The 16,265-nt window shown below is 63.2% G+C and carries 14 protein-coding genes and 3 tRNA genes; 9 read left to right on the forward strand and 8 right to left on the reverse strand.

Annotated features, from left to right (window positions below; all coding sequences use genetic code 11):
* Positions 1 to 98 precede the first annotated feature (98 nt).
* Positions 99 to 2,630: an FG-GAP-like repeat-containing protein gene (locus QQM37_RS05770; protein WP_285725636.1), complete on the forward strand. Its 2,532-nt coding sequence runs from the start codon at positions 99 to 101 to the stop codon at positions 2,628 to 2,630.
* 233 nt (positions 2,631 to 2,863) lie between these two features.
* On the opposite strand, the gene QQM37_RS05775 is transcribed toward QQM37_RS05770, so the two are convergent.
* The 4 genes from QQM37_RS05775 to map all read right to left on the reverse strand — a co-directional run bounded on the left by QQM37_RS05775 (position 2,864) and on the right by map (position 4,094).
* Positions 2,864 to 2,939 (reverse strand) — tRNA-Phe (locus QQM37_RS05775).
* A gap of 40 nt (positions 2,940 to 2,979) precedes the next feature.
* A tRNA-Asp gene (locus QQM37_RS05780) sits at positions 2,980 to 3,053 on the reverse strand.
* Positions 3,054 to 3,098: 45 nt separating this feature from the next.
* Positions 3,099 to 3,171, reverse strand: a tRNA-Glu gene (locus tag QQM37_RS05785).
* A gap of 149 nt (positions 3,172 to 3,320) precedes the next feature.
* Positions 3,321 to 4,094, reverse strand: coding sequence for a type I methionyl aminopeptidase (gene map, locus QQM37_RS05790; RefSeq protein ID WP_285725638.1), 774 nt, complete (start codon positions 4,092 to 4,094; stop codon positions 3,321 to 3,323).
* Positions 4,095 to 4,161: 67 nt separating this feature from the next.
* On the opposite strand from map, the gene QQM37_RS05795 reads away from it, so the two are divergent.
* From QQM37_RS05795 to QQM37_RS05815, 5 genes are all read left to right on the forward strand, one after another.
* On the forward strand, positions 4,162 to 4,470 hold the full coding sequence (locus tag QQM37_RS05795) for a helix-turn-helix transcriptional regulator (RefSeq protein ID WP_285725639.1): 309 nt from the start codon (positions 4,162 to 4,164) through the stop codon (positions 4,468 to 4,470).
* On the forward strand, positions 4,467 to 4,883 hold the full coding sequence (locus QQM37_RS05800; RefSeq protein ID WP_285725640.1) for a metallopeptidase family protein: 417 nt from the start codon (positions 4,467 to 4,469) through the stop codon (positions 4,881 to 4,883). The genes QQM37_RS05795 and QQM37_RS05800 overlap by 4 nt, the downstream gene beginning before the upstream one ends.
* Before the next feature lie 175 nt (positions 4,884 to 5,058).
* Positions 5,059 to 6,477 carry a C40 family peptidase gene (locus QQM37_RS05805; protein ID WP_285725641.1) on the forward strand — a complete coding sequence of 473 codons (1,419 nt, stop codon included), beginning with the start codon at positions 5,059 to 5,061 and terminating at the stop codon, positions 6,475 to 6,477.
* An 87-nt stretch (positions 6,478 to 6,564) separates the two neighbouring features.
* Positions 6,565 to 7,203, forward strand: coding sequence for a TetR/AcrR family transcriptional regulator (locus QQM37_RS05810; protein WP_285725642.1), 639 nt, complete (start codon positions 6,565 to 6,567; stop codon positions 7,201 to 7,203).
* Between the two features lie 62 nt (positions 7,204 to 7,265).
* A complete protein-coding gene (locus QQM37_RS05815; protein ID WP_285725643.1) occupies positions 7,266 to 9,638 on the forward strand; it encodes an MMPL family transporter in 2,373 nt (790 codons plus the stop codon).
* Positions 9,639 to 9,642: 4 nt separating this feature from the next.
* On the opposite strand, the gene QQM37_RS05820 is transcribed toward QQM37_RS05815, so the two are convergent.
* Positions 9,643 to 10,662 carry a universal stress protein gene (locus QQM37_RS05820; protein WP_285725644.1) on the reverse strand — a complete coding sequence of 340 codons (1,020 nt, stop codon included), beginning with the start codon at positions 10,660 to 10,662 and terminating at the stop codon, positions 9,643 to 9,645.
* A 224-nt stretch (positions 10,663 to 10,886) separates the two neighbouring features.
* Between QQM37_RS05820 and QQM37_RS05825 the strand changes: the two genes are divergently transcribed.
* Positions 10,887 to 11,453, forward strand: coding sequence for an FAD-dependent monooxygenase (locus tag QQM37_RS05825; protein WP_285725645.1), 567 nt, complete (start codon positions 10,887 to 10,889; stop codon positions 11,451 to 11,453).
* 147 nt (positions 11,454 to 11,600) lie between these two features.
* The gene (locus QQM37_RS05830) at positions 11,601 to 13,040 is read left to right on the forward strand and encodes an NCS2 family permease (protein WP_285725646.1); all 1,440 of its coding nucleotides are present in this window, start codon (positions 11,601 to 11,603) and stop codon (positions 13,038 to 13,040) included.
* 6 nt (positions 13,041 to 13,046) lie between these two features.
* Here QQM37_RS05830 and QQM37_RS05835 read toward each other — a convergent pair whose 3' ends face one another.
* On the reverse strand, positions 13,047 to 13,889 hold the full coding sequence (locus tag QQM37_RS05835; RefSeq protein ID WP_285725647.1) for a spermidine synthase: 843 nt from the start codon (positions 13,887 to 13,889) through the stop codon (positions 13,047 to 13,049).
* Positions 13,890 to 13,975: 86 nt separating this feature from the next.
* Positions 13,976 to 14,746: a DUF5684 domain-containing protein gene (locus QQM37_RS05840; protein ID WP_285725648.1), complete on the reverse strand. Its 771-nt coding sequence runs from the start codon at positions 14,744 to 14,746 to the stop codon at positions 13,976 to 13,978.
* Between the two features lie 97 nt (positions 14,747 to 14,843).
* Here QQM37_RS05840 and QQM37_RS05845 point away from each other — a divergent pair, with 97 nt between their 5' ends.
* On the forward strand, positions 14,844 to 15,155 hold the full coding sequence (locus QQM37_RS05845; protein WP_285725649.1) for a thiamine-binding protein: 312 nt from the start codon (positions 14,844 to 14,846) through the stop codon (positions 15,153 to 15,155).
* Positions 15,156 to 15,303: 148 nt separating this feature from the next.
* Here the strand turns inward: QQM37_RS05845 and QQM37_RS05850 are convergent, their stop codons facing one another.
* The gene (locus tag QQM37_RS05850; RefSeq protein WP_285725650.1) at positions 15,304 to 16,185 is read right to left on the reverse strand and encodes a glycerophosphodiester phosphodiesterase; all 882 of its coding nucleotides are present in this window, start codon (positions 16,183 to 16,185) and stop codon (positions 15,304 to 15,306) included.
* Positions 16,186 to 16,265: the final 80 nt, after the last annotated feature.

The raw sequence follows: 16,265 nt of genomic DNA on the forward strand, positions 1-16,265 counted from the left end.
TCGGTTTCACTATTCTGAATGCTTGACATGCATTCAATTAACCGGAATATTATTGCCTAAGATTGAAACGGTTCAATGGCGAACTCTAGGAGAGCATCGTGACGCGTCTCAGGCTGACAGCACTCATCATCGCAATGGTGGCAGCAATGACCCTTTCCGGAATCCTGCCGCAGTCAACGGCTGCACACGCCACATCGACGCACCCACCCGCCGCATCGACCATGCGCAGTACAGTCTCAGCGACAGCCCCCACAGACGTCGGGATGTGGTATTCAACCTGGTATTCGAAGACGCCAGCGATCAACCCCACCTGGCTCACCAACTTCGGCGGATCGAGCGCCAACCAATTCGTCGCTGACGTCAACGGTGACGGCAAAGCCGATGCGGTGACGTTCGATTCGAACGGCACATGGCAGGTGGCGCTTTCAAGCGGCAACGGTTTCAGCTCCCCCACCGTGTGGACGACGAATCATGGGCTGGGCTCAACAGAACAGTTCCTTGCAGACGTCAACGGTGACGGCAAAGCTGACGCGGTGGTCTATTTCAACAGCGACGTCAACGGCGATGGCTTCGCGGGCGACTGGTACATCGCACTGTCGACCGGAAGCTCATTCCAACAGTGGACCCTATGGAAGTCGGGTGCCGGCTTCAACGCCACACGGCGCCTTCTTGCCGATGTGAACGGGGACGGGAAGTCGGACGTTGCTGCCTTCTTCGGGAACGACGCCGGGGGAACGTGGGCGGTTGCGACCTCCACCGGATCGGGGTTTGGGAATTTCACAGTGTGGATGACGGGGTTCGGCGGAAACACGAACAATCAGTTTCTGGCCGATGCCACCGGCGACGGCAAGGCGGACGCCATCTACTACGTCGCCAGTGACGGGTCGTGGTACATCACGCCTTCGACCGGATCAGGCTTCGGAGCTGCGAGCCTCTGGACGACTGGGCATGGCGCTGGTTCAGTGCGTCAGTTCGTGACCGACGGCAACGGTGATTCCTATGCCGAACCTTACGTCTACTTCAATGCCGACATCGGCCTCCCGACCCCCGACGGCAAGTCGGGAGACCTCGTGGGCCGGGAGTACGACCGATCGACAGGGAAGATCGCGGCTGACAACATCCTGTTCAACTCCGGCTTTGGTCTCAACGCCAGCAATTTCATGCAGGCCAACGTGACCGGAGATCGCTACGGATGGAAGGCCAGCGTTGCATTCTACGCAGGAGTGGGTGGCGGCACCTGGAATGTCGAGCGGTACCGTGGCGCCGACACGGTCTCGACCAACACCTGGGCAGGTTTCCCTGGTAAGCCTGCAATCCGGTATCTCCCGTTGACGCTCGGCTCCTACCAGACCTACGACAGCGGTGACCCCGCGGTGATCGACGAACATATCGCGACAATCACCGATGCAAAGGTTGACTGGCTCCTGATGGACGAAACCAACTCACTGAATAATGTCAGTGGAGCGATTCTCAACCGCGCGAAAGATGTGGCCCAGCGCCTCAAGGTGAACAACGACAATCCGGCCAAACGCCAGCTCCGCTACGCATTCGCGATCGGCGGTGTTCAGTGGACCGGGAACCCCCTCACGATCGAACAGGAAGCAGCACAGACCTGGTCGGAGTTCGCCAACAACTCGACGATCGGCGGGGCGAACTATTACTACCAACTCGATAACAAGCCACTTCTCGTGGTCTATGCCACGAAGACCATCCAGAACGCCTGGCTCAGCTACACCGGGGACAAGTCATCAACGAGCCACTTCACAGTGCGTTTCGCGTCCTCAGACCCAGCACAGCCTGGCGAATACGGCTGGCAGCTTGATGCAAATGGAACGCCGTCCAACGACGAAGTCATGCTGACGATGCCTGGCTGGAACAACAACGTCTCGGGCTACACCCCCGTGTCGCGAAAAAACGGTCTGTACTATGCGGCCGACTGCTGGAGCAAGGTGCTCAACCGCGCGGTCAAGCCTCGTGTCGTGGTCATTAATTCCTTCAACGAGTTCGCTGAGGAGACCGGAATCCAGGTAGCAGATACCAGCCAGCTCGTTGCCCCCGCAGAGAAGTGGTACAACACTGACGGCGTGATCGACAACGCGATGTACTGGAACATGACTAAGGACTTCGTCAATCAGCTCAAGAGCCCCTCTGCGGTTCACCGAGCCTCTGCTGGCTTCTCAAGCGTTCAGACGGCGAATGGGTGGTCCTACGAGGAGTGGAACTACTCCGCAGGCGTCCGCACCATCCTTCCGATGGCCTGGGATGTCACGAACTCGCGATGGCAGGGCACCCATACCTACGCTCTCATCGGAGCCGGGTGGCAACATCCAGATGTCTCGGCCGACTCCGCCCGGGTTTACGTCGCTGGAGCTTCAGGTGCGGCAACGATCAGCGGGGTGGTCGGAAAGCAGTCCTCGGGAGGTGATGGGGTCACGGTTCGCATCCTCAAAAACGATATACAGGTGTGGCCAGCCTCTGGCGGCCCTAAGGCGCTGACAGACACCTCGCAGAAGACGTTCCTGGTGACACTTTCTGCCGCGACAGGGGACCGGCTTCAATTCGTGGTCAGTTCCGGGGCAACGCCCTCCTACGACACAGTGTCGTGGGATCCATCGATTACATCAGGTTGACGCCGCAAGCGATCACCTACATGGCGGGTGGAAGCGGAAAACAACTCATAACTCGAAAACCCATCCACTCGACGCAGTCTGGGCGGAAGCCTACGGAACTGCATCCGTGGATCCCTGCGCGGTCTGATTTCCCCGAGCACACACAAAAGTACCTCCCCTTTTCCCAGGGGTCCGAAGGAACATGGGCCGGGCAAACAAAAAGCCCCGCACTCGTTGAATGCGGGGCTTGAAGCTGGTGGCTCCGACCGGCGTCGATCCGGTGACCTTTCGATTTTCAGTCGAACGCTCTACCAACTGAGCTACAGAGCCGTGGTGCACTAGTCACCGGGTTCCCTGGTAAGGAACCTAGCGACCCTGACGGGACTTGAACCCGCGACCTCCGCCGTGACAGGGCGGCGCGCTAACCAACTGCGCTACAGGGCCTTGCTTTTACAAGAGTTACAGCTTACCAGCCATTTTCTCCTGCTGTACCCCCAACGGGATTCGAACCCGTGCCGCCGCCGTGAAAGGGCGGTGTCCTAGGCCGCTAGACGATGGGGGCATCGGACACATTCGACGAACACGAGAAGATCCCCAGCTGCGGGCATCAACACATGTCCGCTTCCCGAAGTGGACCTCTAAAATGATAGGGGTAGAGAGGCCGATGTGCAAAACTGGCCCCCGATCCAGAGAAGACCCACCGAACCCGGCTCAGCTGGCGGGACTGGTCAACACCAGGGGACCATCCTCCGTCACAGCGATCGTGTGCTCACTATGCGCCGTCCGGGCCCCTGTGGAGCTGCGCAACGTCCAGCCGTCAGCGTCGGTAATAAGCCGGTCGGTATCCGCCATGATCCAGGGTTCGATGGCCAGCAGCAGCCCCGGGCGCAGCGTGTAGCCACGGCCGGGCGTACCGGCGTTGGCGATATGGGGATCCTGATGCATAGTGGAGCCCACCCCGTGCCCGCCGAACTCCGTATTGACCGGATAGCCCGCACCACGCAGAACAGCGCCGATTGCACTGGAGATATCCCCCACCCTGGCGCCGGGCAGCGCCGCGGCAATGCCGGCATCGAGCGCGCGCTGCGTGATCTCGATCATCCGGACATCCTTCTCGCGGACGGCCTCCCCGACCACAAAACTGATCGCCGAATCCGCAACGATGCCGTCCAGCGAGGCCGCGAGATCAAGCGTGAGCAGATCGCCGTCCTGCAGCGCATAGTCGTACGGGCGCCCGTGAAGCACCGCATCGTTGACCGATGTGCAGATGAAGTGTCCAAAGGGCCCGCGGCCGAAGGAGGGCGCGTAGTCCACATAGCTCGACACGGCACCGGCCTCGGCGATCAGCTGCCCGGTCCACTCGTCGATCTCCAGAAGGTTTGTCCCCACGTCGGCCCGCTCCCGCATCTGCTGCAGAACACCGGCAATAAAGCGTCCACTGGCCTGCGCTCGCGGAAGTTCCGCGGGACCAAAGATCTCGATCATCGGCTCAACCCCTCCTGAATTTCGTTCACCATTCTCGGTAATACTATCCCGGTATTAGTATTGGTCCATGGTTCGATCACCCCTCTCCGCCGCCGACGTCGAGCGCGGCCAGCGCCTCGGCTCGCTGTTGCGCTGTGCCCGCGCGGAGCGATCCCTGCTGGAGGTGGCGCTCCGTGCGCGTATTTCACCGGAGACCTTGCGCAAAATCGAGACGGGCCGCGTCGCCACTCCCTCGTTTTCCACGGTCGCCGCGATTGCGGCTGTACTCAGCCTGTCACTCGATGAGATCTGGTCATCGATCAGCGACGCGACAGCCGCCAGCCCCACGAAGACCGACGCCATGCAGACCAGCCGCGCCTTGCGCCTGGTCCCATGATCGACCCACTCGCAGGGATGCCGCATTTCCGGCATTCCGAGGCCAGATACACCATGAGCCTGGCGGAATTTGAGGCCGCCGTGGACGATGCCGTCGCCCGGATCCCCGCCGACCTCGCCGCCGCGATCAGGAATGTGGCGATCGTGGTCGAAGAACACTACGAACCTCAGCCGGGTGAGGACCCAGGGCTGATTCTGCTGGGGCTGTATCAGGGGGTGCCGCTCACTGAGCAGACCGAATGGAGTGAGGTTGGCGCACTTCCGGACAAAATCAGTATCTTCCGCCAGGCGATTCTGAGCCAGTGTCGCAGCCGCGAAGAGGTCGTAGAGCAGATCCTGGTCACGGCCATTCATGAGATTGCGCATTACTTTGGCCTCGATGATGCCCAGCTTCATGACCTCGGCTGGGGCTGAACGATTCCCACCCAATGCGCCGCGACACGCCGCGCCGCCTGCTCAAGAATGACAACAGTGTTGTTTATGTTAACGATGTGACCAGTGTTGCCAAAGTGACATTTGGGCATGTAACCTCGTGAATGCTGCACGGGCTCTTTTGCCGTGCGCCCCCGGATGATTGAGGTTACGAGGCATGAGTAGGAATTCGATCGAGCGATCGCCCCTGGTCCGTCGCATCGCCACGACAGGCGTAGCGGCAGCAGCGAGCGCGGCGCTTCTTCTGACCAGCACAGCCCTTCCCGCCAGCGCAACTCCACTCCCTCAGACTCCTTCCTCCAGCCTCAGCACCGCCATCCTGCCCGCCGATCAGCCGATCCCCTCGGATCAGGACATCGCGGCGGCCAAACAGAACGAAAGCTCCAAGAACAGCGAAATCAGCAAGATCGAGGGCATCATTTCCAGCGCCCGGGATCGCCTCGATCAGGTCGCTGCCGCCAGCTACAAAGCCAGCGATGCCTACTCCTCGGCACTGCTGACCCTGCAGACCAAACAGGCCGCAGCACAGACCGCGCAGGATGCCGCACAGGCCGCCCAGAAAGCTCAGCAGAAAGCGCAGGCGGGCCTGGGCCAGATCGTCAGCACTCTATACAAGACCGGAACGGTCGATCCGACGGTCCAGACCTTCTTCGGCACGGGCGATGCCGCCTACCAGGCCACCACGCTCCAGGCGGTCGGCGAGAACCGCACTCGCGCTCTGGAAACCGCACAGCAGGCCGCCGCCACAGCGGCTTCACTCAAGGATGCTGCCGCTCAGGCCCAGAAAGCGGCCGATGACGCCACGACCGCCGCCCAGAGCGCCAAGGACGCGGCAACCTCCGCGCTGGCGGCTCAGAACACGGTCGTCACGCAGACGCAGGATCAGCGCACCACCCTGGTCAACCAGTTGGCGACCCTCAAAGACACCACAGCATCACTGGAAGATGCCCGGCTGGCCGGGCTGCAGAAGCAACAGGAGGAGGCCAAGTTGGCCGCCGCCCTGGCCGCAGCAGCCGCGCAGAGCGCCCAGCAGAGTCAGCAGGCCGCCCCTCAGAACAACAACATCGGCGGGGCACCAGCTCAGAATCCGCCCGCGCAGATTCCGGCCCCAGCTCAGCCAGCACCGGCACCGGTAGCACCCGCTCCAGCCCAGCCGGCTCCACCAGCTCCTGCCCCACCCGCTCCCGCCCCTGCACCTCCGGCATCGGGCATCAACACCTCCGGAATGGTGAACTTCGCACTCTCCAAGGTGGGCGGTGCCTACCAGTGGGGTGGCACCGGGCCAGGCTATGACTGTTCAGGCCTGGTGTGGGCAGCCTTCCGCTCCGTGGGCGTCAATGTGGCCCGTGGCGGTACCGATCAGTGGCGCCAGGCACCGATTCATGTGCCCTTCTCCCAGGCACGGTACGGGGACCTGCTGATCTTCAACTATGACGGCGCCATGGCCACCCACATCGGGATCTACCTGGGCAACGGCCAGGTGGTGCATGCCCTCAACCCCGCCCAAGGCATTCTGGTCACCTCATTGTCCTCGCTCTACGGCCTGGACCTCTACCCCGTGGTGGGCCGCTACTGACGCTCTGGACGTTCCCGTACCTGCCGTTCATCAAACATTCACTCAAGGCAAGTTTGCACTAGGTGCATTTTTAGCTACGCTTGAGGAATGGCCCTCGATGACGGATCCCTGAAGGACGGCTCCCCGAAGACGTCCCGACGTGAGCTCAACAAGCGCGCCACCCGCATGGCCATCATCGATGCCGCAGTCGAGCTGCTCCGGGCCCGCGGGCTGGGCAACTTCACGGCGGAGGACGTCGCCGAAGCCGCCGGGATCTCCCGACGCACCTTCTTCAACTACTTCTCCAGCCCGGAGGCGGCCCTCTCTGCCACCTTGGAGAACTTCCTGGAGGGTGTGATCGCCGAATTCGCACATCGGCCGGCGAATGAAAGCCTTCTCGATTCCGCCATCGCCTCCGTGGAAAGCTTTGTCGAGCCCACGGCGCTGGCCAGGATGGCGGAAGTCTGTCATCTGACGCAGACACAGGATGAGGTGCAGCGCTGGCAACTCGCTGCCTGGGAACAGGCCACGCAGAGCGTCACTGCCGCAGCGGAACAGCGTCTGGGCCCGGATGCCAACCCCCTCTTCCTGCGAGCCCTGGTCGCCTCCATCATCGCCAGCGGTCGGGTCGCCGTGGAACTCTGGCTCGAAGGACAGGCACAGAGCGAGATCGATGACCAGGCCAGCGAGAAACTGCGCGCCCTGATCACCGCGGCGCTCCACCACGTCCGCACCGGCTTCGCCTGAGCTTCCCCCCAACTCCCCTACCCACAAGATCCACTGAGAATTTCCCGAAAGAGGCCTACTCCATGGCACTGATGCTCTTCAGACTCGGCAGCTTCGCCTACCGACGGCGGTGGTGGGTCCTCAGCTTCTGGCTGGTCATTCTGTTGGCGGTCGGCGGTGCAGCTGGCGCCTTCCACGGCCAGCTGAGCAACGACTTCAAACTGCCGGGAACCGAAACCCAACGGGTCATCGATCACCTCAAGGCGGCCATGCCTGAGGCCAGCGGAGGCAGCGCCTCGGTGGTCTTCCAGAGCAAGGACGGCAAGGCCTTCACGGCCGCCCAGAAGACCAGTGTGGCCGATGTCCTGACACGGCTCCAGGGCAAAGACCAGGTACAGAACGCTTCCGACCCCTTCGCGGTGCAGCAGCAGATCGATGCGGCCAGCGCCAAACTGGTGGATGGACAGAAGCAGCTCGATGCTGGCAAGGCTCAGCTGGCGCAGGCAGCTGGCCTGATGCCCCCTGCTCAGGCAGCGGCTGCCGCGAAAGATCTGGCCACGAAACAGGCCGCGCTGGATCTGGCCAAACGGCAGGCCGATGCCAGCAGCGGCATCCGTTTCGTTTCCACCGACGGCACCGTCGCGGTCTCGCAGATCTCCTTCTCCGTCATCATGAGCGCCCTCTCCGCCGGGGACCGGGCTGATGTCATCTCCGCACTCAAGTCCCTCCAGGATCAGGGTCTGAACGTCTACCCGAGCAAGGAACTCTCTGAGGACTTCGGCAGCCTGGCCGGCCCCGCAGAAATCATCGGCCTCGCCGTGGCGGTCCTGGTGCTGATCCTGATGCTCGGCACCCTGGTCGCGGCGGGGCTGCCGCTGCTGATGGCGATCATCGGCGTCGGCGTCGGCGTGGGAGCAACCTTCGCCCTCTCCGGCGTGATCGACATGAACTCCATGACCCCAGTACTGGCCCTGATGCTGGGCCTGGCCGTCGGCATCGACTACTCCCTGTTCATCGTCAACCGGCACCGCACCCAGCTGCTGAGCGGCATGGAACTCGGCGAATCGATTGGCCGCGCCACCGGCACAGCGGGCAACGCGGTCCTCTTTGCCGGCGTCACCGTCGTCATCACCCTGGCCGCACTCGCCGTTCCGGGGCTGCCCTTCCTGACTCTGATGGGGCTGGCCGCCGCCGGGACCGTGGCTGCCTCGGTGCTGGTCTCGCTCACACTGACCCCCGCGATTCTGGGCTTCATGGGCCGCCGCGCGCTCTCCCGGCGAGCCTGGGCGCGAGCCGCAAAACATCAGGAGCACACCACCCACCACGCGAGCGATGACGGCGCCACCGGCTGGGGCAGCTGGATCACCAGGCGTCCCTGGCTGGCGGTGATCGGCTCGGTCCTGCTGCTGGCCGTCGTCGCGGTTCCGGCTCTGACCCTGCGCCTGGCCCTGCCCGATGGCGGCTCAGAACCGCCGGAATCGGACGCCTACCAGTCCTATGCGCTGATCGGCAGCGCCTTCGGTGCCGGGATGAACGGCCCCATCACCGTCGTCGGCGAGATGCCTGCAGGTCTCAGCAGCGAGCAGGCCACCGTCAAGCAGCTCGATGTGGCGGAGCAGCTCCGTCAGGTGTCCCATGTGGTGGCTGCCGTCCCGGCCAAGCTCAGTGCCGATGGTCGGACCGCCATCTTCCAGGTGATCGGCGATGACGGCCCCTCCAGCCTCAACACCGAGCACCTGGTTGCCGACCTCCGGGCCAAGGGTGCGGATATTTCCCGGGATCAGGGCGTCACGATCGGTCTGACCGGGCAGACGGCGGCCAATATCGACGTCTCCACCAAACTGACCGAGGCGATGCCGGTCTACCTGGCCATTGTGGTCGGCTTGTCCCTCGTGTTGCTACTGCTGGTGTTCCGCTCGATCTGGGTTCCGGTGCTGGCCACCGCGGGCTTCCTGCTGTCGCTGGCTGCTTCCTTCGGCGCCGTGGTGGCGGTGTACCAATGGGGCTGGCTGGGGGCAGTGTTCGGCGTCGCCCACCCGGGCCCGATCATGAGTATGCTGCCGATCATCCTGATTGGCGTGCTCTTCGGACTGGCCATGGACTACCAGGTGTTCATGGGTTCCGGTATGCGTGAAGCGTTTGTCCATGGGGCGGAGGCGAAGGTCGCCGTGCGGATCGGTTTCCGGCATGCGGCCACCGTGGTCACCGCTGCCGCGATCATCATGACCAGCGTCTTTGCCGGCTTCATCTTCAATCACCTGACGATGGTGCGGCCCATCGGCTTCTCGCTGGCCTTCGGTGTGTTGATCGATGCCTTCATCGTCCGGATGACCCTGGTTCCTGCGGCCATGCGCCTCCTCGGCGCACGCGCCTGGTGGCTTCCGCGCTGGCTGGAGCGCATCCTGCCGGATGTCGATGTGGAAGGTGCCCGGCTGAATCAGCTCACGCGTGGATGAGCCCTCAGACGTAGCTGAGCATCGGCCCGAAGTCGCCGCGATCGGCCAGTCTGGGGTCTTCCCGGTCACGGACCACCATGACCGGGCCCCGGGCGTGGTGCAGCACACCGTCCGTGGTCGAGCCGAGGATCATCCCGGCAAAGCCACCGTGTCCGCGGGTGCCCAGAACGAGCAGTTCGCTGCTGGCGCTGGACTCGATCAGCACCTCGATCGGGACACCGTCGACCAGCTCCGAGCTGATCGGCAACCCGGGAAAATGACTGGACAACCAGGCACGCCCAGCATCGAGCTGGGTTTCGATCTCCTCAAACAGGGCATTACGGTCAATCGGTGTGGGTAGCCAGCCCACGGCGGTATTGAGTGGGGGAACGGCGCAGATGATACGCAGTTCCTTCCCGGCACGCTGTGCCTCTTCCGCCGCGACCAGCACGGCAAAGCGGGACTGGCTTGAACCGTCCACGCCCACGGTGATCAGCGGTCGGAGCTGCGCGGCTTCGGGCTGGGCGTCATCGAGCCTGGGAGCGCATTTGAGCGGGACGGTCACCGTGGGGCAATGCGCGTGTCCCGGCAGGGCAGAGGAGACGGAACCGAGCAGACGGCCGACGAAGCCACCTCGACCCCGCGAACCGAAAACCAGCAGTTCCGCGGTGAGCGAGAACTCCAGCAATACGGCGGAGGCGTCACCTTTTTCGATGCGCGCATCATAGTCAATCCCGGCATCAGCGATCCGTTCCACCGCCTGGTCGATCACGGCCTGAGCGCCCTGGCGAATCAGATCGTCATCCACCGTGGCGAATCCGCCGTCCAGGCCGGAGGCAGCAAAAATTGGCACAGAATACGCCGTCACCAGATGGAGCGGCCGTTGCCGACGCTTTGCTTCCCGCACCGCCCATCGCAGGGCGCAATAGCCATGATCGGAGCCATCCACACCCACCACGATTCCCGTGGGAGGCGCAAGCTCCTGCCCTTCTGATGCACCGTCAGTGTCCTGGACATCTGGCTGTTCAGCCGCTGGCTCAGTCATGATCCGCTCCTCCTGTGGGCTCTCAGTGTGCGGCACGTTATTGGGCTCTCACAACACCTTCAGATTACTCCTTCGAGAGGAGTTCCAGATGCCTCTACCGCACCCGCAATTTGTTCGCTAGGCTCACAGCAGTGCCTCGTTCTGGAGAAACTGGGGGTTTCCTCCGAAGGCATTCACGACGTCCGCATACGTCACCGCTGACCGTTTAAGTGAGGAGTGCTGCCATGCCCCCAGAGCGCGTTAACACCGTGGTCATTGGTTCCGGTCTGTCCGGTCTGGCGGTCGCGAGTGAACTCAGCAGGCAGGGAATCGACTCCGTGGTGATCGACTCCACCGAACTCTTCGGCCCCGATCTGGGCACACGATCCCCCTCCGGTCTCGGGCTTGCGGAAACTGCCCATCTCGCTGAGCGCAATGAAGTGATGCGCGTCCTGCGCCACTACGCCCGTAGTCACGGAATGGATGTGCGCAGCCAGGCTAAAGCCACTGCGGTGAGCCTGAGCGCTCCATCCACCGGAGCCCAGTGGATCGTGCAAACCTCGGAAGGAATCATCACAGCGGACACCCTGGTCCTGACCCGATGTGCTCAGGTGCATCTGCGACGGCTCTTCGCCTCACTAGGCCTCGCGGTCGGTCAGGATCTGGCCAGTGCCATCAGAGCCATGGGACTCTATTTCGTGGAAGTCGGCGACAGTCTGACCCTCTCCACCCGGCAGATACTCCGGGAAGCCAAAAACGTGGGCGAGGCCATTTCGGCCCGCTATCAGGCCACACACCTGGCGACCGCCTGATCCACACCGGTTCTCAGCCCGGTGGGCTGAGTCCTGTCGCCCGGATACCACCGTCGTTATCCGGGCGGCATAGGATCGATGGTGTCCCCGCAGCGTCCCCTAAGGGCGCAGCACCCCCTGGAGGAAAAGTCCGGAAGGTCCCCTGTTATGGCTCTGCCCGCCGTCGTCGATCACTATTTCAAGGTCACCGAACGCGGTTCCACTGTGTTCCGGGAAATCCGTGGCGGTCTGGCCACCTTCTTCGCCATGAGCTACATCGTGGTGCTCAATCCACTGATCCTGGGTGGTGCGGACTCCACCGGCGCGGTGCTGGGCAACGAGAGAGTCGCCGCAGTGACCGCTCTGGTGGCCGGGGTGCTGAGCATTCTGATGGGTGCCTGGGCCAAACACCCCTTCGCCCTGGCCACGGGGCTCGGCGTGAATGCCTTTGTCGCGGTGACGGTGGCCAGCCATCCCGGCCTGACCTGGCCGGACATGATGGGCCTGATCATGATCTCCGGTCTCACCATGCTGATCCTGGTGCTCACCGGGTTCCGCACCGCCGTCTTCAAGGCGGTCCCCCAAGGACTCAAGACCGCCATCGTGGTGGGGATCGGCCTGTTCATCGCCTTGATCGGCCTGGTCAATGCCGGTTTTGTGCGCAGAATTCCCGATGTCGCCGGGACGACCGTGCCGGTGGGACTGGGCTTTGACGGCAAGCTGATCGGCTGGCCCACCCTGGTGTTCATCGTTGGACTACTGCTCACCATCGCCCTGGTGGTGCGCAAGGTCAAGGGCGCGATCCTGATCGGCGTAGTGGTCTCCACCATCCTGGCGAACGTGATGGAAGCGATCTTCCACATCGGCCCGAGTTTTGACGGCAAGACGGCCAACCCCAGCGGATGGTCGCTGGTGGTTCCGACCCTCAAGGGCTTCGGCTTGCCGGACGTATCGATCATCGGCCAGGTCAACCTGGGCGGAGCCTTCACGCATCTGGGCGGCATTGCGGCCACCCTGCTGGCCTTCTCCATTCTGCTGAGCATCTTCTTCGACGCCATGGGCACCATGGTCGGCCTGGCCAGCGAGGCGGGCAGCATCGACAAGGACGGCAATATCCCCAACGTTGACCGGGTGCTGCTGGTAGATGCCCTCGGCGCGATTGCCGGTGGTGGGGCCTCAGTGTCCTCCAACCAGATCTATGTGGAGTCCGGTGCCGGCATCGGTGAGGGTGCCCGGACCGGCATCGCCTCCATGGTGACCGGGCTGCTGTTCCTGGTGGCGATGTTCTTCACTCCGCTGGTGTCGCTGGTGCCCTTCGAAGCGGTCGCGCCGGCGCTCGTGGTGGTCGGCTTCATGATGGTGTCGCAGGTCGGCAAGATCGACTGGTCCGACTGGGGCGTGGCGATCCCGGCATTCCTGACCTTCACTCTGATGCCGTTCACCTACTCGATCGCCAACGGCCTGGGTGCCGGGTTCGTCTCCTACGTCATCATCCGCACGGTGCAGGGCCGGGCTAAGGAGGTGCACCCACTGCTCTGGGTGGTGGCCGCGGCCTTCGTGGTGTTCTTCGGCATCGGGCCGATCGAACAGATCCTGCACCTGAGCTGAGTCCGGTCAGTCCTTCAGCACGGGCTCTTTCCGGGCGAAATCGCGCACCTGGGCATCGGTCCACAGCGTGGCGGGAAGTCCGCCCCCCAGCAGAGCCCGGGCCAGCTGCGGCGACTGCGCCAGCGGCACATCCGAACCGGCCATCACGATATTGCCGTAGCGACGCCCTTTGAGCATGGGCGGATCTGCCACGATGGCGGTGTGCGCAAAGGCGTCCAGCAGGGTCGCGGCCTCGCGACGGGCAGTGCCCAGCGCCGGGCTGTCCCCACAGTTGAGCAGATAGATGCCGTCCGGGGAGAGCACTCGTTTGACCTGTTGAACGAACTCCACCGTGGTCAGCGGGACCGGGGTGAAACGCCCAGAAAAGACATCCCGAATCACGACGTCGCGGCTCCCGGCATTCAGGCTTTCCGTCACCTGGCGGGCCTCCCCCACCCGGATTTTCAGCAGCGGTGCCTGCGGCAGGGCGAACCATTCGCGAACCAGGGTGGCCAACCGGCCGTCGATCTCCACCACCGTATTGCGCGATTGCGGGTACCGGGCGACGAGGTAGCGGGCCATCGAGCAGGCGGCACCCCCGAGGTGCAGCACACGCAGCCGCTCGGAAGCGTTCGGTGAGCCGGCGTTCTGTGAGCCGGCAAGCGGCCAGCGGTCCTCCACCAGCGCCATGATCCAGCGCATGTACTCAAAGTCCAAACGGAACGGATCGCCCAGATCTACGTGGGAGGACTGCATGCCATTGATCTTCAGCAGCCAGCCGAGGGAGTTGCCCGGCTCCGGCTCCAGCTCCGCTAGCCCGGATTCGATGGCGTACTGGCCAGCAACAGGCTGAGGTACGGGCTTCACCATACGGTGTTCACCACGAAGTTCACCACGAGCGTGGCTGTCGGGGCGAGGTCCATACCTCTAGGCTACGCGGCTCCAGGCCGCGCGGCTCAGTAGCCGTGTCCGCCAAGCTGCTGGTTATTCGGCTGCTGCTCGTAGGGCTGCTGCCATCCGTAGGGACCCTGGGTCTGCTGACCGTAGGGTTGCTGGGCCTGCTGTGCCTGTTGGCCGAAGGGTTGCGGAGCCGCAGGGGGCTGGGGGGCTGTGGCCTGCGGCTCCGCGGACTGTGGGGTTGCCGGGGCGTAGTAGCCCTGGGGTGGGGCGGGCTGGGCGTCGCTCTGCGCATACCCTCCCGGCTGAGGTGCCTGCTGCGGGTATGACTGCAGCTGCGCCATCGGCTGCTGTCCGTTGGCTCCGGGGTAGCCGGGGTAGGGATCGACATAGCTCGGGCCAAGATACTGGGCCTTACCGAAGGAGAGCATCGAGACGAAAATCCAGGGCAGCAGGATGACTCCCGCGGTGTAGGACGACTCCTTACCGAAGGACTTGACCATGCTGTTGACGGAGAGAACCATCCAGTACAGACCCGCATAGGGGATGAACATCAGCCAGAAGTTCGACTCCGGGCGGCCACCGATCTTGACGATCACCCAGGTGTTGTAGAGCGGGACGAAGCCGACCCAGGCCGGATAGCCAGCCTTCCGGAAGACCCCCATCCAGATGACGCCACTCATCAGGTAGATGAAGAGCACGAAGATGAAGTACAGCAGAATGATCAGTCCGAGCATTCCGGCATCAACTGGTGGCTTGCTGGTGACAGCAGGCAGGCCGAGCATCCCGCCGGAAAGAAGCAGGGAACTCAGGGCATCGCGAAAAGGCATGCGTACAACCTAGATGGCGCACGGGGCGTCCGGCAATGGGGACAACTCCCCATATATAGGCCAGACTGAGAAGACCACCACCATCTCAGGAGAACTCATGATCGTCGCTTTTTCCCTGTCCCCGTCCGGCAATGGCCGCGAAGACGGCTCGGTGCACGATGCCGTCGCGGCTGCCGTGAAAGTGGTCCGCGAGTCAGGCCTGCCCAATCATACCGGCTCCATGTTCACCGAGATCGAAGGGGACTGGGACGAGGTGATGGACGTGGTCAAACGCGCCACCGCGGCCGTCGCCGAGTACGGCTCCCGGGTTTCTCTGGTACTGAAGGCCGACATCCGTCCAGGTTTCACCGGTGAACTGACCGGCAAGGTGGAGCGTCTCGAGCGAGCCATCGAAGCCTCAGAAGGCTAGCCAGCAGCCGGACGGCGTCAACGTTTTAAGCACTTACCGGGGCCCGCTCGCAGAAAAACCCCGTGAATCCGGCAATTCGCTCGCATCGCCGAGTGGTAAATGTCTAAATCTTTGACACCCATTCTTGTAGCGATGCCGGGCAGACAGCTCAGACAGCGGCGAACCGTCCGTCCAGCAGGGCACGCAGTTGCGCGGGCCGATTCGTGGTGACCTCCTGCACCCCAGCATCCAGGCAGGCCTGCAATTGCTCTGGGCTGTCCACCGTCCAGACCCGGAAAATCCGGCCAGCAGCCATCCAGGACGCCACCCGCTCAGGCTGCGCCTGGAGGTAATCGACCCCCGGACCGGCGAGTTCCGCATCGCCCTCATCCAGGTTCTTCTCCCCCTCAGCCAGTGCATTGCGCAACGCGACAGCGACCCCAGCGGCAGCCAAAGGCCCCAGACCCAGATCGTTGCGGACGTTCTCCACCTCCACTTCGGCCACCAATTGGCACAGATGGCGCGGAGGGACGGTCTCGCGCAGATAGTCAATGGCCTCAGGATCGAAGCTCATGAATGAGATCGCAATTTCGTTCAGGGTCGAACTCTGAGGCAGCCATCCCCGCGCCACCAACAATCTCAGCGTCTCTTCTTCCAGCTGGTTCCCGAAGGGAGTGGGATGTTTGAACTCGATTGCCAGGCCGATTGGCCGCCCGGCCTCCTCCAGAAGATCCAACAGCTCATCCAGAGTCAGGAGTTGCTGGGAGAGACTGCCGAATTCCTCAGGAATCTCCGTACCCTTCCAGGAGCTGAAATCGAGATCCCGCAGTTGTTCCAGGGTGTGTTCAGCCACCGGGCCAGTGCCGTTGGACGTCCGGTCCAGAGTCGAATCGTGCAGCAGGACCACTTGTTTGTCCTCGGTCAGGTGGACATCGCACTCCACGCCATCGGCGCCATCGGCGAGCGCCTGCAGATAGGCGGAGCGGGTGTGTTCGGCGTACTGCGCGCTGGAACCACGATGGGCGTAGATCAGGGGCCTGGTTGCTGTCATGACACCACGCTAACCCCGATGGCTGACACCGGGCCAAAACCCACACGACGCGCGCATGAACAGCAACTGACCGAGGGGTT

Source organism: Psychromicrobium xiongbiense, from assembly GCF_030271165.1.
GTDB classification, from domain to species: Bacteria; Actinomycetota; Actinomycetes; order Actinomycetales; family Micrococcaceae; genus Renibacterium; species Renibacterium xiongbiense.